The sequence below is a fragment of the Labrys sp. Lb11 genome, from assembly GCF_057554225.1.
Genome location: NZ_BAAJOT010000003.1, coordinates 779,442 through 803,420 on the forward strand (window position 1 = coordinate 779,442; position 23,979 = coordinate 803,420).

Consider the following 23,979-nt stretch of genomic DNA (forward strand, 5'->3'; position numbering starts at 1 on the left):
CTGAACGTCGCCCGGCGCGGGGCCGGGCGGACACAGGCGCCGGCGTTCAGTGCCTCTGCTCCAGGATGTCGAGCACGCGGGTCAGCGTCCCCGTGTCGACGCTGTTGGCCAGGCGCAGGGAATAGCGGCCGACCGTCAGTTCCATCCCGGCCGTCGGCGCGCCCGGCGTGCACATCGTCGGCGCGCCGCCGCCCGCCACGGGCGCGGTGGGGTTGGTCGGCAGCGGCTCCGTGGCGGGAGCGCCGGGGCCGAAGCCGTTCTGCAGCAGTGTCGTCGCCAGGGCGATGCCGCGGTCGAAGGTGATCCGGTCCACCGGCGGCTTGCGGCCGGCCTCGTGATGGAACATCGTACTGGCGACCATCCAGCGGGTTTCCGGATTGGACAGGCTGAGCTTTTCCGACCGGTCGACGAAACGGTTGAAGTAGAGCTTGGACAAGCCCGGGCTGGCCGCCGTGCCGGAATAGTCGGAGATGTAGTTGACCACGGCCGGATGCGCCACATCGGTCGTGCCGGCATATTTCAGCGCGATCTGCTCGAACGTCACCTGCCCTTCGGCGCCGAAGCCGGCCCGGTTCACCATCCAGTACCACCAGACGCCCACCCCGTCTTCATCGGTGCGGAAGGCCGGAATGATCTTGCCGAAACTGTCGCGGATCTCGACATCGCTGCGCAGGCCCGGCCACCGCTTGAGGTAGTCCGGCCAGTTCGTCATCTCGGTCTGCGGGGTGATCGCGCCGAAATTGCGGGTCCTGATCGACTTCGGCAGACTGAGATCCGCGGCCGGATCGGCCGTGCCGGGCGGCGCGACGCTAGGCGTGTCGCTGCCCGCGACCTGCGCCCCCACCTCCCGCTGGGCGTCCACGCCGAGCTGGTTGCCGGCGTTCATGGCATCCAGCCCCCATGCCTTCCGGTAGGCCGAGATCAGCGAGGTGTAGACGGGCAGGCGCACCGTCTTGCCGTCGATGGTCCGGAAGCAGTCGAAATGCAGGTGGATCGAGGTCTGGGGCTTGCGGCCGAGGATGTTCGACACCTTGCCGACGACGTCGCCGCGCCGCACGCGCGAGCCGACCTGCAGCCCGGCCGCCGCGATGCTGTCGAAGTCGAGATGGAGATAGCGGCAGGAATAGTTCGCATCCGAGCGGATCGTCAGCGTGGTGTTCTTCGTGATCCCGGTCACCACGCCGTCGTCCATGGCGAGCGCCGGCCACTTCTTGTTGTCGGGACTGGCCGGCTGGATGTCGACGCCCTGGTGGCCGGTCTTGCCCGGGCAGAGCGGCATGTCCCACGAACGCGTCTCGCAATAGGTATCGTGCCAGGGATAGACGTAGTTGCGCTTGTCGTTGGCGCTGCCGAACTGGGGGTGGATCTGGCTGTTGGCGAAGGCATGGGCGCCGTTGAAGGCGAGGCCGGCCTGGAGCGGGAAGCCGAGATCGGGCAGGTAGAGGGTGCGGTCGTTGAGACGGCCGGATCCGCTGGGGAAGACGCCGGGCGGCGCGTAGCGGAAGGCCTCCTGCGCCGCGGATGCCCCCACGGACACGACCAGGACGAAGCAGGCGGCAGCGCCGCGATGGAGCGTTCGAGCCGAAGGCGTCATGGATGCGGCTCCCCTGCGACGATGCTCAGGCGCGCCAGCAGATTGCGCTGGGCGACCTTGTCCTTGCAGAAAGCGATGCTTTCATCCTCACACTCGATCGACACCGTGTAGGGGACATTGAACCGGACGATGTCGTAGGTGATCGAGTAGACCTTTCCGGTGTTCCCCTCCTCGTCGGCCTCGTCGACCGTCGAAACCGCGTCGCCCCGGCTGTCGCCGAGTTCGTCGCGCAGGGCCTGGGGCACGGACTTTTCGGAATTGAGATCGCCGGCGACGGTCACGGTGATGCACTTGAAATCATAGACCGCGGAGTACCACGTCCCCTTCTCGTCGGCCGCGGTCTGCGGGGCGCCCTCGATCGAGGAGGCGCATGCGGGCCACCAGTTCGGCGGGGCCGGCTGCGTCGGATCGACGAAGCCGTTGGCGGTCGCCGCCGGCGCCGTGCTGGCGAAGCCGTTGCGCAGGCCCAGGGCGGGCAGCGCCAGAGGAGCCCGGAACGAGGTGATGTTGTCGCTCAGCGCGCCGGGGCTCTGCCTTTCGCGCAGATAGCGCGCCGTGGTCCCGTCGTTCCAGTCGGGCGCGATCAGCGCATTCTGCGCCTTCGCCGCGTCCGCCGCCGACAGGGATGCCAGGATTCCAAGTACCATCAGAGGAGACTTCATGGAGCACCTCTCGCAATGGAATGCGAGATGATAGGCTCTCCACGAAATGTGTAAAGCGGCATCTAGGTAAGATTTTACGCCTGTTCCGCCGGGAACAATCCGTATTTGAAAGGCCGGGGTGCCGCTGCGGGGCCGCTCAGCCCGCGCCGATCTCCTCCCGGCGCCGGGCGACATAGGCCGCCACCGCCTCGCGCACGCCCTCGTCGAGCGGCGGCGGCACGAAGGCGTCGCGGGTCTTACGCCAGATCACGGTGGCGCGCTGGGTGGCGGATCGGCTGCCGGCGTCGCGCCAGTTCTCGAAGTTCGACCAGTCCGACAGGATCGGCCGGTAGAAGGCGTGCTCGTAGCGCGCCAGCGTGTGCGGCGAGCCGAAGAAATGCCCGCCCGGCGCGATCGCCTTGATGGCGTCGAGGCCGATATCCTCGTCGGTGAAGTCGACGGGCTTCAGCAACTCCGCCCAGCCGCGCAGCAGCTCGGCGTCGACGACGATCTTTTCCAGCGAGGCCGACAGCCCGCCCTCCAGCCAGCCGGCGGCGTGGTTGATCAGGTGGCTGTGGCTCATGATCGCCGCCCAGAGCGAGAAGCCGGTCTCGTAGGCGGCCTGCGCGTCGACGCAGGGGCTGGCGTTGACGGCGCTGGTGCGCACGGGAATCTTCAGGCGCCGGCCGATCTGCGCCGTCGCCAGGGTGGCGTTGACATATTCGGGCGTGCCGAAGGCCGGCGAGCCCGTGCGCATGTCGACATTGGAGGTGAAGCCGCCCATCACGCAGGGCGCGCCCGGCCGGATCATCTGGCAGAGCGCGATGATGCCGACCGCCTCCGCGGTCTGCTGCACCAGCGCCCCGGCCAGCGTCACCGGCGCCATCGCCCCCATCAGCGTGAACGGCGTGATGACGACGCACTGGCCGTGGCGGGCCATGATCATGATGTTGTCGAGGATCTCCTCGTCCAGCCGGCGCGGCGAGTTGACGTTGGTGACCGTCATCAGGGTCGGGCGCGCGGCCAGCGCCTCGGGGTCGACGCCGTACCCGGCATCGGCGGCAAGGCCGTGCTCGATCGCCGAGAGCGCCAGCGCATCCGTCGCCTGCACGCCGCCGACGCCGCGCGCCGCCCAGACCAGGTCGGAGAGCTCGATATGGGCGCGGTACATTTCCAGGTGGCGCAGCGGCACCGGCACGTCGACCGGCTCGACCACCACCCCGCCCTGCCAGTGCAGCACGCCGAGCCCGCCGGCGACCTTGAGCACGTCGCGGAAGGCTTCGAGGTCGCCGAAGCGCCGGCCGTTCTCCTCGTCGCGGATGTTGGGAGCGCCGTTCACCGGGCCGAAATTGACGATATTGCCGCCGACATGCAGGTCGCGGTCGGGGTTGCGGGCATGCAGCACGAAGCGCTCGGGCGCCGCCTCGACGAGGCCGGCGACGATATCCCGCCCGAGCCGCACCAGGCCGGTCTCGTCCTCGACGATGGCGCCGTGGCGCCGATAGATCGCCCGGGCCTCGGCCGACCGGATCTCCAGGCCGGCCTCCTCCAGCAGGGTGAAGGCGGCGGCGAGGATGCGCTCCACCTGCTCCGCCGAGAGGATCTCGACCGGGGCCCAGCGGTTGGCGAGGCGCGGCAGCGGCCCGGTGGCGGGACCGGTCGAGCGGGCGGGCCGCTCGCGCCGGCGATGATGGGCGGGCGTGTTTTCGACGGTCATGACGGGGACGACCACCTCGACCAAGGATGCGCGTCATGGCCGGGCTTGTCCCGGCCATCCACGCGAACGCGGCGGCTGCCGGCTCGGGCGCGACCTTGGCCGGTGCCCCTTCCTGCGCCGACAATGGTCGCGTGGATGGGCGGATCAAGTCCGCCCATGACGGTCGCGGGTGGTGCAGCCGTTCCGCTCGCTGCCATCCTCATCCCCTCAGCCTTCCCCCGTTCGGGTCGTGCAGCGGGGCCTTGCGCAGGATCGCGGGGCGCTCCTGCCCGAAAATGTCGATCGCAAACATCGCGCCGTCCTCAAACGCCGCGGCGGCGACATAGCCGAGCGCGATGCTCTTGCCGACGCAATGCCCGAAGCCGCCCGAGGTGACGTGGCCCACCACCGCGCCGTCCCTGAGGATCGGCTCGTAGCCGACGACATCGGCATCGGTGTCGACCTCCAGCACGGCGAAGCGCTTCTTCGCACCCGCGTCGCGCTCGCGCAGCACCGCGTCACGGCCGGTGAAGGTTGGCTTGCCGAAATCGACGAAGGCGTCGAGCCCTGTCTCGGCCGGCGTGTAGTCCGGCCGGAAATCCTTGTTGAAGGAGCCGTAGCCTTTTTCGAGCCGCAGCGAGGACAGCGCCCGGCCGCCGAAATGGGTCAGGCCGAGGTCCTGCCCGGCTTCGAGGATGTCATCGTAGAGCCTGAGCTGGTAGTCGGGCGTCGTCCAGATCTCGTAGCCGAGCTCGCCGGTGAAGCCGGCCCGCGACAGGATCGCCGGCGCCATGCCCACCGCCGTCTCCTTCACCGCGAACAGCTTGAACGCCGCCGCCGAAAGATCCTCGCGCACCAGGCGCTGCACCAGGGTGCGCGCCTGCGGCCCGGCGACGGAGAAGCCGGTCAGGGTCGAGGCGGCCGAGCGCACATGCACGTCGTCCGGCGGGGCCTGGCGCCAGAACCAGCGCATGTGGAAGGCCTCGGCGAAGCCCGAGCCGATCAGGAGATAGCGATCCGGCGCCAGGCAGGCGATCGAGAGATCGCCGACGATGCGGCCGCGCTCCGACAGCATCGGCGCGATCGCCATGCGGCCGGGCTTCGGCAGGCGGCAGGCCAGCAGCCGGTCGAGCCAGGCCCGCGCCCCGGCGCCGCTCACCTCGTACTTGCCGTAGTTCGATGTCTCGTAGAGGCCGACGGCGCTGCGCACGGCCTGGCACTCGGCCCGCACATGGGCAAAGGCCTCGGAGCGGCGATAGGTCGGCGTCTCCACCGGCGCCACGCCCGCGGGCGCGAACCAGAGCGCATGCTCCAGCCCGAAATTGGCGCCGAACACCGCGCCCGCCGCCTCCAGGCGCTCGTAGACCGGGGTGCGGCGCAACGGCCGGGCCTCGGGCAGTTCCTCGTTCGGGAAAGCGAGGCGGAAGCGCCGGCGATAGTTCTCGACCACCTTGGCCCTGGTGTAGCGCGGCGTGGCGAAAGCCCCGAACCGGGCGACGTCCATCGCCATGACGTCGCCGCCCGGATCGCCCTCGGCCATCCAGCGCGACAGGATCAGGCCGATGCCGCCGCCCTGGCTGAAGCCGGCCATGACGGCGCAGGCCACCCAGAAATTCTGCAGGCCGCGGACCGGGCCGACCAGCGGGTTGCCGTCCGGCGCGAAGGTGAAGGGCCCGTTGATGGTCTTCCTGATGCCGGCGCGGCCGACCGCCGGGAAATGCTCGAAGCCGACCTGCAGCTCCGGCGCGATGCGGTCGAAGTCGTCTGGCAGGAGCTGGGAGGCGAAGTCGTCCGGCGTGCGGTCCACCGACCAGGGCACGCAGGCATGCTCATAGGTGCCGAGCAGCGCACCCTTGCCCTCCTGACGGACATAGATCTCGCCGGAGAAGTCGGTGGTGTTGATGATCTCGCGCTCCAGCCCCTCCAGCTCGGGGATAGCCTCGGTGACGATGTAATGGTGCTCCATCGCCAGCACCGGCAGTTCCAGGCCGACCATGCGGCCGACCTCGCGCGCCCACAGGCCGCCGGCATTGACCACGTGCTCGGCATGGATCGTGCCCTTGTCGGTGACCACGTCCCAGGTGCCGTCGCGCCGCTGGCTCAGCCCTTCCACCCGCGTGAAGCGATGGATCTCGGCGCCGAGCGTCCTGGCGGCGGCGGCATAGGCCTGCGTCGTCGACCACGGGTCGACATGGCCGCCGTCCGCCCGCCACAGCGCCCCGGTGAAGAACCGCTCCTCGATCAGCACGTTGCGGCGCTTGGCCTCGGCCACGGAGATCAGCTCGGTCTCCATGCCGAGATAGCGCGCCCGGCTGGCGACGAGGCGCAGATAATCCATCTCGCCCTCGTTCGCCGCCAGCATCAGGCCGCCGTTGAAATGGATACCGCAGGACTGGCCGGTGAGCGCCTCCAGCTCGCGATAGAGGTCGATGGTGTATTTCTGCAGCCTGGAGACGTTGGCGTCGCCGTTGAAGGTGTGCATGCCGCCGGCGGCATGCCAGGTGGACCCCGAGGTCAGCTCGTTCTTCTCGACCAGGGCGATGTCGGTCCAGCCGATCCTGGCGAGGTGGTAGAGGATCGAGCATCCGACCACGCCGCCGCCGATCACCAGCGCCCTGACCTCGGTCTTCATGTCGTGTCTCCGGCCGTGTCGACCAGGCACCCGACATCGGCCGCGCTGGCGACGAGGAATTCGAGGAAGGACTGCGCCAGCGTCGAGGGCGCCAGCAGGACGAAGCCTGCTTCGTCCATCCTGTACACGACGATCGGAATCTGAGCGATGATTGTCCGCGCAACACAATGTTGACCAAAGACCCGCTCATGCAGGTCGATGCGGCACCCTTTTGACAAGACCCAACGCGCCGCTTCGCCCGATAAACGGATCGCGACAAAGGCATGCGACCGGTCAACGATCGCCGCCGCATCGCCGACCGCCTCGACCAGGCTGGCGACCAGGCCGCCCCGGGCGCCGAGCGTGTCGAGCATCAGCCAGGTATCCGGGGCGATGCCCAGCACATGCAGCGGCCCGGCCCGCGCGCCGCGGCCCGGCGGCGGCAGGTCGAGCCCGAAATTGGTGACGCCGGCAAGGCGCAGGGCCGTGCGCGAGCCGCGCAGCGCCGCCACCTCGGCGATGTCGAAGGCATGACGCGACACGCGGATGCCGACACGGCGCGGGGTCTCCGCCGCCTCGGGCGCCGCGGCGGGCGGTTCAGAGGCCGCGGCCCCCGGCTCGCCGGGCGGGGCGGACGCCTCGGCTGCCGGCCCCTCGGGCGGCGGCTCGGCCGGGCTCGCATCCCGCACCCGGGCGTTCTCCGGATCGACCGCATGCGGCGAGGTCACCTCCACGTCGCAGGCCTCGCCCCGTACCGGATCGGCCGCGTGCAGCCGCTCGCCGATCCGGGCCGGGCCGCCGGCCAGCAGGGCCAGGCCGATGAAGCCCTCGCCTTCGCTGCGCGGGCAGGCCGCAGTGACGAAGCCCAGGCTCTCCGTCGCACCGGCCCGGGCGACGAGCAGGGCCCCGGCCCGCAGCCGCTTGCCCGGATCGAGCGCCCGGACGCCGACCAGGGCCGGCCGGGCCGTGTCGGCGAGGCCCGGCCGCTGCGCCAGGGTGCGGCCGACGAAGTCGCCGGCCTTCCTGAGCATGCGCGCCAGGCCGAGATCGGCCGCCGTGGTCTGGCCGTTGATCTCGCTGCCGGCGACATGGCCCTTCTCGATGCGCAGGAGGTTGAGCGCGTCGAGCCCGTAGGGCCGGATGCCGAACGGCGCGCCCGCGGCCAGGATCGCCTCCCACACCGCCTCGGCCCGGCCGGCCGGCACGGAGACCTCATAGGCGAGCTCGCCGGAGAAGCTGATGCGGAACAGCCGCCCCGGCACGCCGGCGATGACGGCCTCTCCCGCCGCCATGAAGGGGAAGGCCTTGTCGTCGAGGTCGCGGGCGCAGACGGCGGCCAGGACCGAACGTGCCTTCGGCCCGGCGACGGCGAACTGCGCCCATTGGTCGGAAACGTCGGTGAGCTTGACGTCGAGCTCCGGCCAGACCGTGTGCAGATGGAACTCCATGTGCTCCAGCACGGCGCCGGCATTGGCCGTGGTGGTGGTGACGAAGAAATGGTCCGGACCGAGCCGCGAGGTGGTGCCGTCATCGAACACCATGCCGTCCTCGCGCAGCATCAGGCCGTAGCGCGCCCGCCCGACCGGAAGGGTCGAGAAGGTGTTGGCGTAGATGCGGTCGAGGAAGGCGGCGGCGTCCCGGCCCTGCACGTCGATCTTGCCGAGGGAGGAGACGTCGGTGAGGCCGACCGCGCGCCGCACAGCCCGCGCCTCCTCGACGACCGGCCCCCAGCTCGTGTCGCCCGCGGCGGAGTAGACCAGCGGCCGCAGCCACAGCCCGATCCGGACGAACACGGCGCCATGGCGTTCGTGCCAGGCATGCAGCGGCAGGCGCCGCTTCGGCCGGAAATGCGCGCCGACCTCGGCGCCGGCCAGCGCGCCCCAGGAAACGGGCGACACATAGGGCCGGGCCGTCGGCAGCCCGACCGCCGCCACCGCTTCGCCCCGCGCCTCGGCCAGGATCGCGCTGCCGACGAGCCCGCCGGTCCGGCCCTGGTCCGTCGCCATGCCGTGGGTGGTGTAGCGCTTGGCATGCTCGACATGGGCATAGCCCTCGCGGTGCGCCAGGCGGATATCCTGCGCGGTGACGTCGTGCTGCAGGTCGACGAAGGCCTTGCCCGGCGCCTTGACCTCCCAGAAGGGCAGCAAGGACGGCACGGCATCGGCATCGGGCGCGATCCCTGCTCCCGGCCGGGAGAGGAGAAAGGGGAGAGGATTGACCGGATCGGCGGAAGGCTCGTCCGCGGACGATGCCTCGGATGCGGAAGAAGGCGCCGCGCCGGAGCCTTCCCCTTCCCTCTCCCCCGCGACCTCCACGGCCTCGTTGCCGCGCGCGACGAACGCCGCCTGCGCCTCGTCCCATGCCAGCGCCAGCCCGGCCTGGCTGGCGAGTTGGATCTGCGGGTTGAAGCCGCCGGAGATGCACAGGAGGTCGGCCTCCAGCCGCTCCACCTTGGCGGCGCCGATACGCCTCACCGACACCGCCGCCAGCGCCGGGCTCAGCATCCCGCCATGCGTGGCGAGCACTTCGCTGGCGAAGCGCACCGGCAGGCCGCCGCGCTCGGCCCGGCGCCCGGCGGCATTGGCCGGCCGCACATCGACCACCGCCGCGATGTCGACGCCCCGCCCGGCCAGGGAGAAGGCGGCGGCATAGGCCTCGTCATTGTTGAGGAAGACCACCGCGCGCTGGCCGGCGGCGACGCCGAAGCGCTGCAGATAGGTCTGCGCCGCGCCGGCCAGCATCACGCCCGGCCGGTCGTTGCCGGGAAAGGCGATCAGGCGCTCGACCCGGCCGGTCGCCAGCACGATCCGGCCGGCACGGATCACCCATTGGCGCTGGCGCACCATGCCGGTCAGCGGCTCGGCGAGATGGTCGGACACCCGCTCCACCGCGCCGACCACGTTGTGGTCGTAGAGGCCGAAGGCGGTGGTGCGGGTCAGGACCACGACATCCGGCCGCGCCGCCAGGGCGGAGAGCACGCCCCGGCGCCAGTCCGCCCGCTCGGCGTCGAGCAGGGTGGCGCCGCCGGCCTCGAAGTCCTGCTCCAGCAGCATCACCCGCCGCCCGGCCTCGGCCGCGGCCAGCGCCGCCGCGAGCCCGGCGGCGCCGGAGCCGACCACCAGCACGTCGCAATGGGCGTGCACGGTCTCGTAGCGGTCGGGATCGGCTTCGCCGGCGGCCCGGCCGAGGCCGGCGGCCCGGCGGATCAGCGGCTCGTACAGACGCTCCCACAACCCGGACGGCGCCATGAAGGTCTTGTAGTAGAAGCCGGCCGGCAGCAGCGGCGACAGCCTGTCGGCCGCCGCTCCGAGGTCGAAGGCGAGAGAAGGCCAGCGGTTCTGGCTCGCGGCCTCCAGCCCGTCGAACAGTTCGACCGTGGTCGCCGGCAGGTTGGGCTCGCGCCGGGCGCCGCCGCGCAGCTCGACCAGGGCCGAGGGCTCCTCCGGCCCGGCGGTGAAGATGCCGCGCGGCCGGTGATACTTGAACGAGCGGCCGACCAGCCGGACGCCGCTCGCCAGCAGAGCCGAGGCCAGGGTGTCGCCGGGATGGCCGGCATGGTCGCGGCCGTCGAAGCGGAAGCGCAGCAGGCGCGAGCGGTCGATGCGGCCGCCGGCGGGCAGGCGGTGCGGCCCGCTCATCGCTCCCCCTCCCCCGGCGCGCCGGACGAGGCATCGCCGGGCTCGCCGACATGGGCGACGGCATGGGTGAGCGTGTGCCGCGTGACCTTCAGCGTCCGCCGGCAGCCGCCGACATGCTGCCACCACTCCGCCGTCCAGCCGCGCGGATTGTCGCGCTCGTAGACGTAGGCGAGCATCGCCGCCATGTCCGCGCCGCCCTCCGGCCGCGCGACGCCGGCATCGCCGCGATAGCGGAACTCGACCTCGTCGCGCACGCCGCAATGGGGACAGGCGATCCGCAGCATCAATGCGCCCAGGGATAGGGGCCGACGCCGCGCTCGTCGATCGTGCGGCCCTCGGCGAAGCGGCCGAGGCCGAAATGCGCGATCAGCGGATGCGGCTCGCCGGTGGCGAGAAGATGGGCGGTGCAGAAGCCGCCGGCCGGCACCGCCTTGAAGCCGCCATAGCACCAGCCGCCGTTGACGAAGAGGTTCCGGACCGGCGTCGGGCCGATGATCGGATTGCCGTCCATGCTCATGTCCATCACCCCGCCCCACTGCCGCAGCACCCGGAGCCGCGACAGCGAGGGCATCAGCGTGGCGCCGGCGGCGAGCACGTCCTCCACCACCGGCAGGTTGCCGCGCTGGGCATAGGAATTGTAGCCGTCGAGATGGCCGCCGAACACCAGCCCGCCCTTGTCCGACTGGCTGACATAGAAATGCCCGGCCCCGTAGGTGACGACCAGGTCGAGCATCGGCTTGACGCCCTCGGTGACGAAGGCCTGCAGCACATGCGTCTCGACCGGCAGCCGGAAGCCGGCCATGGCGGCGAGCCGCGAGGAATGGCCGGCGACGGCGAACAGCACCTTGCCGGCGCCGACGAAGCCGCGCGTCGTCTCCACGCCCGTCACCGCCTCGCCCTCGCGCCGCACGCCGGTGACCTCGCAGCCCTCGACGATGTCGACGCCGCGAGCACTGGCCGAGCGCGCATAGGCCCAGGGCACGGCGTCGTGGCGCACCGTGCCGCCGCGCCGCTGCAGGAAGCCGCCGACCACCGGAAAGCGGCCGTTGCGCGCATCGATCGCCGGCACCAGCGCCTCGACGCCGGCCCGGTCGAGCATCTCCGTCTCCACGCCCTCCAGCCGCATCAGGTTCGCCCGCCGGGCCAGCAGGTCGCGCTGGCCGTCGGCATGGACGAGGTTGAGCGTGCCGCGCTGGCTGACCATGGCGTTGAAGTTGAGGTCGCGCTCGAAGCGCTCCCACAGCTTCAGGGAGAAATCGAAGAAACGGATGTTCTCGCGCGAAAAATAGTTCGAACGGATGATGGTGGTGTTGCGCCCGACATTGCCGAGCCCGATGGCGCCGCGCTCCAGCACCGCGACGTTGGCGATGCCGTGATTCGCGGCGAGGTAATGCGCCGTCGCCAGGCCGTGGCCGCCGCCGCCGACGATCACCACGTCATAGGCGGCCTTCGGCGCCGCCGCCCGCCAGGCCCGCCCCCAGCCCGCATGGCCGCGCAGCGCCTCGCGCAGCAGCCGCAAGCCGGAATAGCGGGGAAAAGCGGAGCGGAACGGCACGATTCACCCTGATTGACCCGATCCGGCGGAATATCACACCCCTGCCCCGCCGGCCACTCGCCCCGTCGCGACGCGCCCTTGTGAATTTTCCGGGATTTGCGGCTTGTGCCGCGGCCCGCATCCCGGTATGAACCGCCCCGACCTGCTGCGGAGAGGTGGCAGAGTGGTTGAATGCACCGCACTCGAAATGCGGCATAGGGGCAACTCTATCGGGGGTTCGAATCCCTCCCTCTCCGCCACCGCCATCTAGGGCGTTGTTTTCTCAGGAAAATGCTCAGATCCGAAGACTTAGCAGGACCGCCGGCAGGAGGGGCAAAACCCCGGGCACACACTCAAGGCATCGGGTCACAACGAAAATCGTGCCGTTGAAAACACAGAATTTTTTGGCCGTACTGCCTTCTCAATACCCGTTTCACCGATACATGCCCCCAAGTTTTTACCCTCTTACCCCTGCTACGCCTAAATATCTCTCGCAAGATCGCTGAAGGCACGTTCCCCGCTCAACTGAAGATCAGCGCCAACGGCGCGGGCTGGCATGAATCCGACATCAGCCGATGGATCGCCTACCCTGCTGGATGGAAGCCGCGTGGCGAGTTCGACTTCGATGTCTTCTGATAGCGAGGGCGATAACGGGAAGCAGAGGCCGGCGAACGATACCCGCTCACCCGGCGGACAGGATGCCGGGAACGAGGCCGATGCGTCGGCGCGGCCGGACGCCGTGGTGCCGACCATCGCCCGCCCGATCGGCAGGCGGATGGCGCACGAGGACTTTGCCGCGCGCATCGCCGCCGCCAGCGACAATGACGCATCGCCGGAAGAAGAATGACCATGATGCCTCGCGCGCTCCCATCAGTGCCGGATATGTATCTACACTGCTGGCACCGACCGCGTGGCACATTATTGTATCTACATCGTAGATACAGGAGACGTGGCCATGCAAGTGAACATCAAGAAATGGGGCAATAGCGCCTCGGTTCGGATTCCGCATTCGGTGATGACCGCCGCCAACTTTCATGTCGATCAGGCGGTGGAGGTGCGCGAGGAAGATGGTCGGATCGTCATAGAACCCGTCCGGGGCCTTTCCTATGATCTGGACAAGCTGTTGGCCGGGATGACGCCCGACACTTTTCATGACGAGGTCGATTTCGGCGCTCCGGTCGGCAAGGAAGTCTGGTGATGGCCGCATGGGTGCCTGACAGCGGCGACATCGTGTGGGTGAACTTCGATCCACGGGCCGGGCACGAGCAGGCAGGCCATCGTCCCGTTCTGGTGCTGTCGCCCGCCCGCTACAACGGGTTGCGGGGCATGATGTTGTGCTGCCCGCTGACAACGAAGCTCAAAGGATACCCCTTTGAGGTCGTTGTCAGCCAGGACCCGCCGAGCGCCATTCTGGCCGATCAGATCAAGAACCTCGATTGGCGCGCTCGCAAGGCAAGGCAAAAGGGCACGGTAACCGCCGTGGTGCTGGCCGACGTTCGCGCCAAACTCAAGGCTTTGCTTCAAATCCAGGGACAGGGGCGTCCGCCGACGGCTTGAACCATGAGCAGCTGCCGGTGGTTCACAGACGACCTGACCACGCGACGCGCCGTCGAAACCTTCTGTCGAGGGGGAGGCGTCGGCCAATTTGATCTTGCCAATGCCGGTCGTGAGCAGAAGGATGCGTTTACGGGCGGGCCGCGTCGCGCGCAGCAGGGAGACGGCGTTGAAGATCGCATCGGCAATAATCACAATCGCCTTGGCCGTAAGTCCCGTTCTCGCAGCGGACTCCACATCGCAGGCGATGCCGTTCGAAGAGTGCGTTGCACTTATAGATGAAACTGCGAAGCAAATCGGGATAACGCCAATTGTTATAGAAAATACGAACGAGATTAAGAAGATAAAGATGCCAACACCGAGGCCATTTATCGTAATATGCAGTCGGAAAGATCAGACTATGGTGCAGATGAAAGCCACACCTTAGCTAGATTGGATTTCTCAGACCTGAGAGAAAGTCGCCCTCGAGCCGGGTAAATTTGTTTGCGAGAACGCGTCATCTGAGATCAGTTGCGGCACGACCCGATGCTCGGCGTGCCGCCGGCCAAGCTGGAGCGGCATGCCGAGGCGATGGCGCCGCTGGCGGGCAAGAGCACGCCCCGCGCCCGACCGGTGGCACCACCCACGGCTCGCCGGAGCCCCCTTCGACGATACCATGCTCCCCGCGCGGTCGGCGCCACGCCGGCGCTCGCCCGCGGCCCGGCGCGGCCGAAAATCGGGCTCGCGCCCGTTTCGGCGGCCTCGGGCTCGAGCAATTCGGGTCGATCTTCCGGCGATTGCATCAGCGCAACTCCTATGGCAGCCTACAACTGGTTGCATTTAACAATCACAATAAGGAAGCAGCACATGGGATGGGTCGTGTTGTCGTACTCGATGTCTATCGACGGGTTCATCGCGGGCCCGGACGTGAGCGTCGATCAGCCGATGGGGAAAGGCGGGGACCGCCTTCATCACTGGATGTTCAAATCGACGCACAGTATCGACAGGCGGATGGCTGCCGCGCTCTCGCCGGGCGCCGTCATTGTCGGTCGACGCACCTTCGATGTCGGCCTGGGTCCATGGGCAGACACGCCGTTTCCGGCGCCGACCTTCGTCGTCACCCATGAGAAACGCGAACCGCTCCCCATGAAAAGCGGCACCTTTACGTTTGTCACAGAGGGCATCGACAATGCGCTCGGGAAGGCTCGTTCGGCCGCTGAAGGTAGAAACGTCGTTGTCATGGGTGCGGACATTGCCCGGCAATGCCTTGCGGCCGATGCCGTCGACGAAATCATCATCCACCTCGTTCCGATTCTGCTGGGGAGTGGCACACGCCTCTTCGGTCGTTGTGCTGATATTATAACTGAACTGATACCGACGAGAATGATCTCGTCTCCTTCGGTTGCTCATTTGAGCTTCAATCTGCGATAGGACGGTCGGGCGGCGTAAATCATTTTGAAAGGTTCTGTCCTTTTTCCTCCATGCAGAGCGATCGTCGACGACGCGCTCCATCCTCTTTCGCATGAGGGAACAGCGCGTACTCCGGAAGCAATGATAGCTTTCGGGAGTATCCATGGATTTTTCGACCTTGCTCGTCTTCGCGGCCGCAGTCTTCGTGTTCGCCGCCAGTCCCGGCCGGACAATCGTCGCATCCCGGTAGCGGCTTCGGATTGTGGCCGAGGCAGTCGCCGCGCCACCCACCCGTGCTGACCGAGGTCACATGGCGAGCCGCCGGCTCCTGCTCCAACCTCCCCTGACCAGGCTGGAGACAGGACCGAAAGACATGGGCGAGCCGGTACGATTGGGCATCATCGGCGCGGGCAGCGTCTCCGAGAAATACATCCCGATGGTGCAGCGCCTCAACCTGCACGGGCTGCCGGCGGAGATCGTCATCGCCTGCGACACGCGTCCCACCCGGGAGGAGGTCGTCAAGGACCGCTACGGCATCAAGACCTTCACGAGCGACGACCGCGACGTCCTCGAGCGCGACGACGTCGACGCGGTGCTGGTGTTGACGTCGATGCACGAGCATGGGTCGTTGACGCGCCGCGCCCTGGAAGCAGGCAAGCATGTGCTGGTCGAAAAGCCCATGTCGATGTCGCTGAGCGAGGCGGGCGAACTGGTCAAGCTCGCCGACGAGGTGGGCAGGAACCCGGTCTGCGCGCCGCATGTGACGCTGAGCCCGACCTACCAGGCCATATGGCGGCACATCAACAATGGCGACATCGGCCGCGTCCTCAACGCGCGCGGCATCTACGGCTGGGCCGCTCCGAGGCGATCTGGGTGTGCGGCGCCCATGCGCCGCTGCCGATATTGTCGACGATGATGGCGCGCAGCCGCTGGTGCAAGGTCGGCGCGATGGTCTGAGCCTCCGGAATCCCGGCGCCGCTCAACATCACCTCCCCGTTCCACCAGAGTCAGTATCATGTATGACTGGTCATGATCAGTCATATTCAAAGCGTGCCCCCGCCCTGCGCATGGAGACGGTCGGCGTCGACCGCCGGAATCCGCCGGACGTCACGGTATTGTGGGATTCGCCGATCGCGCTCGGCTCGGAGGGCGCCTTCGTCGTGCTCGACGGTCCACGGAATGAACAGTTCGAATCCTGGCCGCCCGTTGCCTCGCGTCCAAGGTCACGAGACCCCTCGTATAGTATCCGTCCGACGGCCTGCGCGATATCGCATCGAGCGGGCAAGCAACGCCGGGAGCCGCCGGCCCGACGCCACCTCCGGGCCACCTTCGCCACACGCCGATGCCCTGTCTGAAAATGAGAGGGACGCTCCCAAACTCATGGACTGATCGCCAGATCCCGAAAGGCCTAGATCAGCTCCAACGCGATGCCCGCAAGCGCACCGCAGTCCGAAAGGGAGGAGCTGATATGACCATGATCGCCGATCTGGACGCGCTGCGCATCAAGCTGCCGGCAGGCAGCGCGGTTGACGCCGAAGTCGACCTGAACGTCGGCGACATCGAAGGCTTCTCCCTTGCGGCACGGCTCGATGCGGGCGTGCCGGGCCTCGACCGGAGCGTTGCCCGGTCCCTCGTCGATCGCGCCGACGCGACCTGCCCCTACTCGAACATGACCCCCGGCGGGATCGCCGCCGGCATCACGCTTGCCTGACAGGAGAACCACCATGTCGTCTACCACCACGGATATCGACCGCCGCAAGTTCCTCGTGACGTCGCTGATCGGCGCCGCTGCCGTCGGTCTGCCACGCGTCGCCATGGCGCAACCCACCGTCGCGTCCGGCAGCCCGCCGGTGCGCCCGTTCAAGATCAACATCCCGGAGGCCGCGCTTGCCGACATGAAGCGCCGCGTGCTGGCGACCAACTGGCCCGATCGCGAGACGGTCGGCGATACGTCGCAGGGACTGAAGCTGGCGACGATGAAGGCGGCCGCCGACTATTGGGCGAACGAATATGATTGGCGCAAGGCTGAGGACTACCTCAACCACCTGCCCAATTTCATCACCGAGATCGACGGTGTCGACATTCATTTCATCCATGTGAAGTCGAAGCACCGGAATGCGCTGCCGATGATCATCACGCATGGCTGGCCGGGCTCGATCTTCGAGCAGCTCAAGATCATCGACCCGCTGACCAATCCCACGGCTCATGGCGGGACGGCGGCCGATGCGTTCGACGTGGTGATCCCCTCGCTGCCGGGGCATGGCTTCTCGAGCAAGCCCATCGAGCTCGGTTGGGATCCGATCCGCATCGCCAGGGCCTGGGCGGTGCTGATGACCCGCCTCGGCTATACGCGCTACGTGGCGCAGGGCGGCGACTGGGGCAACGCGGTCACCGAGCAGCTCGCGCTGCTCCAGCCGCCGGGGCTGGTCGGCATCCACACCAACATGCCGGCATCGGTGCCCGACGATATCGCCAAGGCGCTCGCGGCGGGCGGCGCGGCGCCGGCCGGCCTCTCGGCCGACGAGCAGCGGGCCTATGACCAGCTCGACAGCTTCTACAAGAACGGGCTGGGCTACGCGATCGAGATGGCGAAGCGCCCGCAGACGCTTTACGCGCTGGCGGACTCGCCGATCGGGCTGGCGTCATGGATGTTCGACCATGACGTGCGGAGCATGGAGTTGATCACCCGCGTGTTCGACGGCGCCGAGGAAGGCCTCTCCAGGGAGGACTTGATCGACAATGTCGCGCTCTACTGGCTGACCGGTACCGCGGTTTCATCCGCCCGGCTCTACTGGGAGAGCAAGCTCCCCTTCTTCGCGCCGAAGGGGGTCAAGCTGCCGACGGCGATCAGCGCCTTTCCCGACGAAATCTACCAGGCGCCGCGGAGCTGGGTGGAGAAGGCATATCCCGCGCTGATCCATTACAACCGGCTTCCGAAAGGCGGTCACTTCGCCGCCTGGGAGCAACCCGCCGCCTTCACCAGCGAGATGCGCGCCTCGTTCAAATCGCTCCGCTGACACCCCCACGGCGGAGCCGGGCGGCGCGCAGCGCCCCGCCGCGCGCCGCCCCCTCCAATCAACCTTGTCGGATAGGGAGATTTCCCATGTCTTTCCTGAAAGCCGCCATTCTGGCCGCAGGGTCGATCTGCGCGATGGCAGCCGCGTCCGCGCAAACCTCGACCGCCAGGCCGACCATTGTCCTGGTCCATGGCGCATTCGCCGATTCATCGAGCTGGAACGGTGTCATCGCCGATCTGACGCGCGACGGATATCCGGTCATTGCCGCGGCCAATCCGTTGCGTGGCGCCGGAAGCGACGCCGCCTATGTCGCTTCGATCGTCAAGTCGATCAACGGCCCTGTCGTGCTCGTCGGCCATTCCTATGGCGGGACCGTGATCACGCAGGCTGCTGCCGGCACCGCCAACGTGAAGGCTTTGGTCTACGTGGCCGCCTTCGCTCCCGACGTGGGCGAGAGCAGCTTCGAGCTGGCGGGCAAGTTCCCGGGATCGGTGCTGAACGGCGTGCTGGCGCAGCCGGTGACGACGCCCGATGGCAAGCAGGATCTCTACATCCGCCCCGACCAGTTCCCTGCCGCGTTTGCCGGCGACCTGCCGGTCGCTCCGGCGCAGATCGCGGCCTTCGAGCAGCGCCCGCTCACGCTCCAGGCCGGCGAGGAGAAGGTTTCCGTCGCTGCCTGGAAGAGCCTGCCCTCATGGGCCATCTACGGCGCCAAGGATCTCGCCATCCCGCCTGCTGCCATGGCGTTCATGGCCGAGCGCGCGCATGCGCGAAAGATCGAGGTCGTGCCCGGCGCCTCGCATGTCGTCATGATCTCGCACCCTCACGAAGTGGCCGGCATGATCGAACAGGCCGCAACCGCGACCACGAAGTAGGAAAGCACCATGCCCATCGCCGATCTCAGCCGGCGCAGCATGATGGGGGTTGCGGTCGTCGCCGCCGCAGCCCCCTTCGCCCCAGCCGCCGCCATCCGCGCCGCGCCGGCTTCGATGCCGCCGTCGACGACGGTTCGTACCGATCTGCTCGAGATCGCCTATGCCGAATGAGGCGCCGGCCGGGTTCGCGCGGGCGATCATCGATCTGGTCGGGGCATAAAAGCTCGCGGAGCTCTCACTCGATCGACGCCGGCTTGACGTCTTCGAGCTCCCGCAACGTTTCCCTCAGCCGCGGCGCGATCCAGTCCAGGAACACCCGCACTTTGAGCGGGAGCAAGCCTTGGCGGACGTAAACCAGATGCACCGGAAATGTTCGGTTATCATGCTCGTCGAGGAGCGAGACCAGCGCTCCGCTCCGCAACTGTTCCAAAACCATATAGCTCGGGGCGCGGGTGATCCCGATACCGCCCACCGCCGCCCCGACAGCGCCGGAATTGGTATTGACGCGGAAACGCACCTTGGGCCTTCCCTGAATCTTGCGGCCGGCGCGTTCATAGGTCCAGGCTGTTTCCTCGATCGCACCGCAAACGGCGGCATCGTGGTCGACGAGGTCTTCAGGACTGGACGGACGGCCCTTGCGCGCCAGATAGGCCGGGCTGGCGCAGGTCACGAAACGGAAGGTGCCGGCCTTGATCGCATAAAGCGAGCTGTCGGCCAGCTCTCCCAGCCGGACGCCGATATCGACATGCTCATCGACGAGGTTGACCACGCGATCCACGGCCAGCACATTCAGATCGACCTCGGGGTGCTCGCACAGGAAGTCGAAGGCCAGCGGCAACATGCACAACTGCCCGAACGCCAGCGGCATCGTCACCGTCAGGATGCCTCTGGGCACTTCATATTCGCCCGACGCCCGAAGCTCGGCCTCCTTGAGCTGCGTGACGATCAGCCGGGCGGCATCGACATAGTCGCGACCCGCATCGGTCAGCTGGATGTTCCGGCTGGTCCGAATGAGCAGGCGCGAGCCCAGGAATCGCTCAAGCTCCGCCACCTTCCGGCTGACGCTGGGCAGCGGCGCGTTGAGCTTCCGGCTCCCTGCCGAGAGGCTGCCGGCGTCGACGACCGCCAGTAAGACCTCCATCGCTTCGAGACGATCCATGCTATCTCCAGCGAATGTCCGCCTGCGGCGAAAACATCGCCCGACCGCCGGAGCTTTCGCGTTTTTCAGTGCAAAGCTCGATGAAGAATGATCCGCCAGACCGGCAGGTTCAATCTAAACATTGCAGTCGGATCAAGAAATATCGACCTCCGAATATGTGAATCCGGCCGATGCGACCGCGGCGGAACTCGCTGGAGATATGGTCAAGCCCGGCGACGCCGGCCGCCGCAGCACAGCTTTGCCCATGAGCACAGCATGGCCGGCCGGCGGCGGTCACGCCGACAGGACGGGGCGCGCCAAAAGCCTTCTCCATTTCGCAGAGAGGGCTTTTGGCGCGCCCTGTCTTGCTTCTCCGTTGCCCGCCGCAAGGATTTCGGACAAAGTCGAGCGAGAGCTGACTGATCTCCGGTCAGCTCTCGCCCGCCGCGGCGCGTTTCACGGCTCTCAGACGGCGCCGATCCCAGGCGCACCGGAGCGCAGCACCACGCTGGCGTCGATCCCGCCGCGGGTCATCTTCGAGTAAGGGCAGGTTTCATGCGCACGCTCGATCAGGCGCGTGGCAATATCGTCCGCGATGCCCGGGATGGTGACGTCGAGCCGCGCGGTGAGGAAGTACCCCTCGGCCTCGCCGTAGTGGAGATCGACGCGGGCATCGACGGCCGTTTCCGCCGGTAGCGCGAGACGCTGTTCCTTCGCGGCGAGGCCGAGCGCGCCCTCGAAGCAGGCCGACCAGCCGGCGGCGAAAAGCTGCTCCGGGTTGACGCCGGGACGACCGGTGCCCGGGGAGGAAAGCTTGATGTCGAGCTGACCGTCCGAGCTTTTCGCCGCGCCTTCGCGGCCACCGACGGTGTGAACATTGGCGGTATAGAGTTTCTTCGCGGTCATGGTTCGATTGCCTTTCTTTCCGGGAGGGACAAGGGATCACGCGACGGCCCGGTAGCGGGCCGCCGGCGTGGAACTGGAAAGCTTGCCGGCCATGGCCCGGCGCGCCTGTTCGTATGCGTCGTACAGGCCGCCGTCCTGAAGCGAGGGAATGGTCGCGAACTCACCGCGGCCGAGCCCGATGAGCGCGGCGTCGACCAGATCCTCGCCGCTCATCACGATCGCGCTCGGCAGCAATTCGACCGGACGGCCGGCGATCGCCCAGAAATCGGTGGCGGTGGCGCCCGGCAGGACCACCTGCACATGGACGCCGGTGCCCTCCAGCTCGTGGCGCAGGTTCTGGCTGAATGCGAGGACGAAAGCCTTGGTGCCGCCATAGACGCCGTTCAGCGCCTCCGGGCTGATGGCGACGATCGACGCGATGTTGATGATCGTGCCAGAACCGCGCGCGATAAAGCCCGGCACAATGGCATAGGTCAGCCTCGCGAGCGCCGTGACATTGAGCGAAATCATCGCCGTCATCTGCTCGACGTCGGACTCGACCAGCTTCAGGGCGCCGCCGAGGCCGGCATTGTTGACCAGCAGGGTGACGTCCGGCGTCGTTTTCAGGAAATCTTCGACATTGGCGAGGTCTGCGGCGTCCGTAAGGTCGGCTGGAAGCACGTCGACCTGCCGGCCGGTCTTGGCGCGAATACGTTCGGCAACCTCACCGAGCTTGTCGGCGCTGCGAGCGACCAAGACGAGATCGTAGCCCTGCGCGGCCAGCCGATCAGCATAGACCACGCCGATGCCGGTCGATGCTCCGGTAACGACCGCCGTTCCCTTGTAGTTTGTCATGTCCGCGTCTCCTCATCGGTCTGCGGGGCGTCACGTTCGGCGACGTCCGGCGACGTCGAGACACTTAGGAGGATGGGGTCAGGGGCGGCAGTCGCTCAGAATGATAGCCAGCCTCTCGAAATGCAGAACATTCAGGACGGTGCCGGATTCTTTGGACGAAATTTTGATGCCTTCTGGGATGCGATCGAGGGAGGAGGTCCAGGATATCCCGGCCATGTGAAGATTGTGTTCTCTAGGTCTTCCGACCTTTCGCACTTGACAATACTCAGATCTGGAACGTCGTTCGTGGATGATTTGCGGGAAATAGCCTCGGCAGCCACAATGGTCACGATCGAGTTTGCCTGAAGCGGTTCCCGGCCGTCTTGGGCAGTTGCCGCGTCACTGCCAGCGTGACGTCCGCGCGAGCTGCACCGGGGCGTGGTCGAGATTGCGGATCGGGTCGAGGCCCGAGCGGAACCGATCGGCCGGCTCCCTCAAGCCTCCGCCGCCTCCCCGCTCAGGAAATGCTGCAGGCGCGGCACGACGAAGTCGAGGAAGACGCGCATGCGCTGGGGCATGCGCGCCCCGCCCAGGAAGACGGCGTGGATCTGCTCCTCGTCGGGCTCGACCGCGTCGGCCAGCACCTCCACCAGGCGGCCGGCGGCAAGATCGGCCCGCACGTGATAGTCGCCCAGGCGCGCCAGCCCCACGCCCGCGAGCGCCATGCGCCGCACCGTCTCGCCGTTGTTGGCGAGCAGCGCCCCCTTCACCGCACGGTCGACGGTTCGCCCGCTCTCCCGGATCGGCCAGACCGGGGCGGAGCGCCGGAAGTTGAAGCCGAGGCAATTGTGCCGCGCGAAGTCGTCGACGGTGCGCGGCGTGCCGCAGCGCTCGAGATAGGCGGGCGAGGCCACGACCTTGCGCCGGGCCACGCCGATGCGGCGCGCGATCATGCCCGAATCGGGCAGCGGCCCCACCCGGAAGGCGACGTCAGTCCGGTCGAGATAGAGATCGACGATCTCGTCCGACAGCGACAGATCGACCGCGACATTGGGATAGGCCTGCCAGAACTCGGGCAGGAGCGGCTCCAGGCCCAGCACGCCGAAGGCGACCGAGACGTTGACCCGGACCGTGCCGCCGGTCGTCGCCGCTCCCTGCGACAACTCGCGCTCGACCTCGTCGAGGTCGTGGAGCAGGGCCTGGCTGCGCTCGTAGTAGGTTCGCCCCTCCTCCGTCAGCGACAGCCGCCGGGTCGAGCGTTCGACGAGGCGCACGCCGAGCCGGGCCTCGATGCGCGAGATCAGCTTGCTGATGGTCGACGGCGTCATGCGCAGGAGGCGCGCCGCCTCCGAAAAGCTTCCCGCCTCAACCACCCGCAGGAACACCTGCATCTCGCCGGCGCGATTGTCCACGGACGCCCCATCTTTGATTTCGTTTCATAGATGATGTGGAAGCCAGGCCGATTATCAAGCCCCCACCGGCGCCATATCTCCCGGCGCATGACAAGGACCTCCGCCCTCGATCTCATCCGCGCCCCCAGCGACATGACTTTCGGCACCGAGCTGCCGCCCGACAACGACTGGTCGCCGGCCGGCGAGGCCCGCCGGGCCGAGGACCTCGGCTGCGCCGCCGCCCGGATGCGCGGCGTTCCCGTGTTCGGCCAAGCCGACAGGGCGATGCCGGCGCTCGCCCCGACCATGGCGGCCGAAGCCGCCTGACGCTCTTCAGAAGGAATTTCTTCAATGCAAGCCGTTACCGTCCATGGCGCGACAATTCCCTCCCTCGGCTTCGGCGTGTTCCGCATGTCGGACGCGGAGGTGGAGCGCGTCGTCCCGGCCGCGCTCGAGGCCGGCTTCCGTCACTTCGACACCGCGCAGATCTATGGCAACGAGGCGGCGCTCGGCCGGGCTCTCCAGGCCGCCGGAGTGCGGCGGGACGATCTCTTCCTCACCACCAAGGTCTGGGTCGACAACTATGCCCCTGACCGGTTCGCGGCCTCAGTCGGGGAGAGCCTCGACAAGCTCGGGATCGACCGGGTCGATCTCCTTCTCCTGCACTGGCCGGGCGACGCGGTGCCGGTCGCAGAGCAGGTCGAGAGGCTGGACGCCGTGGCGGCCGCCGGCAAGACCCGGTTCGTCGGCGTCAGCAACCAAGCCATCGCGCAGATGCGGGAGTCGATCGCGCTCTCGAAGGCGCCGATCGTGACCAACCAGGTCGAGCTGCATCCCTACCTGCCCCAGCATGCGCTCGTCGCAGCCGCCAGGGCCGGCGGCGTCGCCATCACCGCCTATTACGGCATGGCCGACGGCGCGGTGCCGAAGGACCCCGTTCTGCAGCGGATCGGCGCCAAATACGGCAAGAGCGCCGCGCAGGTCGGTCTGCGCTGGCTGGTCCAGCAGGGCTGCATCGCCCTTTCCAAGACGGCGCGCCCCGAGCGCGTGAAGGAGAACGTCGCAATCTTCGACTTCGCCCTCGACGCGGCCGACATGGCCGCCATTGCCGGGCTCGCGCGGCCGGACGGCCGGATCGTCAGCCCGCCGGGGCTCGCTCCGGAATGGGATGCCTGAGGAATG

23 protein-coding genes and 1 tRNA gene are annotated in these 23,979 nt (G+C 67.9%); 13 read left to right on the top strand and 11 right to left on the bottom strand.

Translation table 11 applies throughout. From position 1 onward, the window contains the following. Positions 1-46: 46 nt before the first annotated feature. The 7 genes from AC27L4_RS13380 to AC27L4_RS13410 form a co-directional block, all read right to left on the bottom strand. Positions 47-1,594, bottom strand: a complete 1,548-nt coding sequence (locus AC27L4_RS13380) for a M23 family metallopeptidase (protein ID WP_487142685.1) — start codon at positions 1,592-1,594, stop codon at positions 47-49. After that, a complete protein-coding gene (locus AC27L4_RS13385) occupies positions 1,591-2,256 on the bottom strand; it encodes a hypothetical protein (protein ID WP_487142686.1) in 666 nt (221 codons plus the stop codon). The genes AC27L4_RS13380 and AC27L4_RS13385 overlap by 4 nt, the downstream gene beginning before the upstream one ends. Positions 2,257-2,392: 136 nt before the next feature. Then, positions 2,393-3,952 (bottom strand): trimethylamine methyltransferase family protein, encoded by a 1,560-nt coding sequence (locus AC27L4_RS13390; RefSeq protein WP_487142687.1) that lies wholly within the window; start codon positions 3,950-3,952, stop codon positions 2,393-2,395. A 199-nt stretch (positions 3,953-4,151) separates the two neighbouring features. Continuing rightward, on the bottom strand, positions 4,152-6,563 hold the full coding sequence (locus AC27L4_RS13395) for a GcvT family protein (protein WP_487142688.1): 2,412 nt from the start codon (positions 6,561-6,563) through the stop codon (positions 4,152-4,154). Beyond that, positions 6,560-10,180 carry a sarcosine oxidase subunit alpha family protein gene (locus AC27L4_RS13400; protein ID WP_487142689.1) on the bottom strand — a complete coding sequence of 1,207 codons (3,621 nt, stop codon included), beginning with the start codon at positions 10,178-10,180 and terminating at the stop codon, positions 6,560-6,562. Before AC27L4_RS13400 ends, AC27L4_RS13395 begins: the two co-directional genes overlap by 4 nt. Further along, positions 10,177-10,464, bottom strand: a complete 288-nt coding sequence (locus AC27L4_RS13405; RefSeq protein ID WP_487142690.1) for a sarcosine oxidase subunit delta — start codon at positions 10,462-10,464, stop codon at positions 10,177-10,179. The genes AC27L4_RS13400 and AC27L4_RS13405 overlap by 4 nt, the downstream gene beginning before the upstream one ends. After that, a complete protein-coding gene (locus AC27L4_RS13410; protein ID WP_487142691.1) occupies positions 10,464-11,735 on the bottom strand; it encodes a sarcosine oxidase subunit beta family protein in 1,272 nt (423 codons plus the stop codon). Before AC27L4_RS13410 ends, AC27L4_RS13405 begins: the two co-directional genes overlap by 1 nt. 149 nt (positions 11,736-11,884) lie before the next feature. Between AC27L4_RS13410 and AC27L4_RS13415 the strand changes: the two genes are divergently transcribed. From AC27L4_RS13415 to AC27L4_RS13465, 11 genes are all read left to right on the top strand, one after another. Next, a tRNA-Ser gene (locus AC27L4_RS13415) sits at positions 11,885-11,974 on the top strand. A 139-nt stretch (positions 11,975-12,113) separates the two neighbouring features. Beyond that, entirely contained in the window at positions 12,114-12,350 is a 237-nt protein-coding gene (locus tag AC27L4_RS13420; RefSeq protein WP_487142938.1) for a helix-turn-helix transcriptional regulator, read from the top strand. After that, positions 12,322-12,561, top strand: coding sequence for a hypothetical protein (locus tag AC27L4_RS13425; protein ID WP_487142692.1), 240 nt, complete (start codon positions 12,322-12,324; stop codon positions 12,559-12,561). The genes AC27L4_RS13420 and AC27L4_RS13425 overlap by 29 nt, the downstream gene beginning before the upstream one ends. A 108-nt stretch (positions 12,562-12,669) precedes the next feature. Next, on the top strand, positions 12,670-12,912 hold the full coding sequence (locus tag AC27L4_RS13430) for an AbrB/MazE/SpoVT family DNA-binding domain-containing protein (protein WP_487142693.1): 243 nt from the start codon (positions 12,670-12,672) through the stop codon (positions 12,910-12,912). Continuing rightward, positions 12,912-13,271: an endoribonuclease MazF gene (mazF, locus tag AC27L4_RS13435; RefSeq protein ID WP_487142694.1), complete on the top strand. Its 360-nt coding sequence runs from the start codon at positions 12,912-12,914 to the stop codon at positions 13,269-13,271. Before AC27L4_RS13430 ends, mazF begins: the two co-directional genes overlap by 1 nt. A gap of 507 nt (positions 13,272-13,778) precedes the next feature. Then, positions 13,779-14,678, top strand: coding sequence for a dihydrofolate reductase family protein (locus AC27L4_RS13440; protein WP_487142695.1), 900 nt, complete (start codon positions 13,779-13,781; stop codon positions 14,676-14,678). 289 nt (positions 14,679-14,967) lie between these two features. Further along, positions 14,968-15,573 carry a Gfo/Idh/MocA family protein gene (locus AC27L4_RS13445; RefSeq protein WP_487142696.1) on the top strand — a complete coding sequence of 202 codons (606 nt, stop codon included), beginning with the start codon at positions 14,968-14,970 and terminating at the stop codon, positions 15,571-15,573. 552 nt (positions 15,574-16,125) lie between these two features. Further along, a complete protein-coding gene (locus AC27L4_RS13450) occupies positions 16,126-16,368 on the top strand; it encodes an OsmC family protein (protein WP_487142697.1) in 243 nt (80 codons plus the stop codon). 13 nt (positions 16,369-16,381) lie between these two features. Further along, positions 16,382-17,674 carry an epoxide hydrolase family protein gene (locus tag AC27L4_RS13455; RefSeq protein WP_487142698.1) on the top strand — a complete coding sequence of 431 codons (1,293 nt, stop codon included), beginning with the start codon at positions 16,382-16,384 and terminating at the stop codon, positions 17,672-17,674. Between the two features lie 86 nt (positions 17,675-17,760). Continuing rightward, complete coding sequence (locus tag AC27L4_RS13460; protein WP_487142699.1) at positions 17,761-18,549, top strand: alpha/beta fold hydrolase; 789 nt, start codon at positions 17,761-17,763, stop codon at positions 18,547-18,549. Positions 18,550-18,558: 9 nt separating this feature from the next. After that, the gene (locus AC27L4_RS13465; RefSeq protein WP_487142700.1) at positions 18,559-18,720 is read left to right on the top strand and encodes a hypothetical protein; all 162 of its coding nucleotides are present in this window, start codon (positions 18,559-18,561) and stop codon (positions 18,718-18,720) included. 64 nt (positions 18,721-18,784) lie between these two features. Here the strand turns inward: AC27L4_RS13465 and AC27L4_RS13470 are convergent, their stop codons facing one another. The 4 genes from AC27L4_RS13470 to AC27L4_RS13485 form a co-directional block, all read right to left on the bottom strand. Beyond that, positions 18,785-19,708 (bottom strand): LysR family transcriptional regulator, encoded by a 924-nt coding sequence (locus AC27L4_RS13470; protein WP_487142701.1) that lies wholly within the window; start codon positions 19,706-19,708, stop codon positions 18,785-18,787. 444 nt (positions 19,709-20,152) lie between these two features. After that, on the bottom strand, positions 20,153-20,593 hold the full coding sequence (locus tag AC27L4_RS13475; RefSeq protein WP_487142702.1) for an organic hydroperoxide resistance protein: 441 nt from the start codon (positions 20,591-20,593) through the stop codon (positions 20,153-20,155). A gap of 36 nt (positions 20,594-20,629) precedes the next feature. Beyond that, a complete protein-coding gene (locus AC27L4_RS13480; protein WP_487142703.1) occupies positions 20,630-21,427 on the bottom strand; it encodes an SDR family NAD(P)-dependent oxidoreductase in 798 nt (265 codons plus the stop codon). A gap of 473 nt (positions 21,428-21,900) precedes the next feature. Then, entirely contained in the window at positions 21,901-22,818 is a 918-nt protein-coding gene (locus tag AC27L4_RS13485; RefSeq protein WP_487142704.1) for a LysR family transcriptional regulator, read from the bottom strand. 87 nt (positions 22,819-22,905) lie between these two features. Here AC27L4_RS13485 and AC27L4_RS13490 point away from each other — a divergent pair, with 87 nt between their 5' ends. Both AC27L4_RS13490 and AC27L4_RS13495 read left to right on the top strand, forming a co-directional pair. Continuing rightward, complete coding sequence (locus AC27L4_RS13490) at positions 22,906-23,124, top strand: hypothetical protein (protein WP_487142705.1); 219 nt, start codon at positions 22,906-22,908, stop codon at positions 23,122-23,124. A gap of 24 nt (positions 23,125-23,148) precedes the next feature. After that, positions 23,149-23,973 carry an aldo/keto reductase gene (locus tag AC27L4_RS13495; protein WP_487142706.1) on the top strand — a complete coding sequence of 275 codons (825 nt, stop codon included), beginning with the start codon at positions 23,149-23,151 and terminating at the stop codon, positions 23,971-23,973. Positions 23,974-23,979 lie beyond the last annotated feature (6 nt).

Bases quoted from the DNA above. Each gene is read 5' to 3' on its own strand.
- AC27L4_RS13495 (WP_487142706.1), top strand. From the start codon at position 23,149: ATGCAAGCCGTTACCGTCCATGGCGCGACAATTCCCTCCCTCGGCTTC.
- AC27L4_RS13480 (WP_487142703.1), bottom strand. From the start codon at position 21,427: ATGACAAACTACAAGGGAACGGCGGTCGTTACCGGAGCATCGACCGGC.
- AC27L4_RS13405 (WP_487142690.1), bottom strand. From the start codon at position 10,464: ATGCTGCGGATCGCCTGTCCCCATTGCGGCGTGCGCGACGAGGTCGAG.
- AC27L4_RS13390 (WP_487142687.1), bottom strand. From the start codon at position 3,952: ATGACCGTCGAAAACACGCCCGCCCATCATCGCCGGCGCGAGCGGCCC.
- AC27L4_RS13470 (WP_487142701.1), bottom strand. From the start codon at position 19,708: ATGGATCGTCTCGAAGCGATGGAGGTCTTACTGGCGGTCGTCGACGCC.
- AC27L4_RS13465 (WP_487142700.1), top strand. From the start codon at position 18,559: ATGCCCATCGCCGATCTCAGCCGGCGCAGCATGATGGGGGTTGCGGTC.
- AC27L4_RS13430 (WP_487142693.1), top strand. From the start codon at position 12,670: ATGCAAGTGAACATCAAGAAATGGGGCAATAGCGCCTCGGTTCGGATT.
- AC27L4_RS13400 (WP_487142689.1), bottom strand. From the start codon at position 10,180: ATGAGCGGGCCGCACCGCCTGCCCGCCGGCGGCCGCATCGACCGCTCG.
- AC27L4_RS13385 (WP_487142686.1), bottom strand. From the start codon at position 2,256: ATGAAGTCTCCTCTGATGGTACTTGGAATCCTGGCATCCCTGTCGGCG.
- AC27L4_RS13460 (WP_487142699.1), top strand. From the start codon at position 17,761: ATGTCTTTCCTGAAAGCCGCCATTCTGGCCGCAGGGTCGATCTGCGCG.
- AC27L4_RS13395 (WP_487142688.1), bottom strand. From the start codon at position 6,563: ATGAAGACCGAGGTCAGGGCGCTGGTGATCGGCGGCGGCGTGGTCGGA.
- mazF (WP_487142694.1), top strand. From the start codon at position 12,912: ATGGCCGCATGGGTGCCTGACAGCGGCGACATCGTGTGGGTGAACTTC.
- AC27L4_RS13455 (WP_487142698.1), top strand. From the start codon at position 16,382: ATGTCGTCTACCACCACGGATATCGACCGCCGCAAGTTCCTCGTGACG.
- AC27L4_RS13490 (WP_487142705.1), top strand. From the start codon at position 22,906: ATGACAAGGACCTCCGCCCTCGATCTCATCCGCGCCCCCAGCGACATG.
- AC27L4_RS13445 (WP_487142696.1), top strand. From the start codon at position 14,968: ATGGCGAGCCGCCGGCTCCTGCTCCAACCTCCCCTGACCAGGCTGGAG.
- AC27L4_RS13475 (WP_487142702.1), bottom strand. From the start codon at position 20,593: ATGACCGCGAAGAAACTCTATACCGCCAATGTTCACACCGTCGGTGGC.
- AC27L4_RS13450 (WP_487142697.1), top strand. From the start codon at position 16,126: ATGACCATGATCGCCGATCTGGACGCGCTGCGCATCAAGCTGCCGGCA.
- AC27L4_RS13380 (WP_487142685.1), bottom strand. From the start codon at position 1,594: ATGACGCCTTCGGCTCGAACGCTCCATCGCGGCGCTGCCGCCTGCTTC.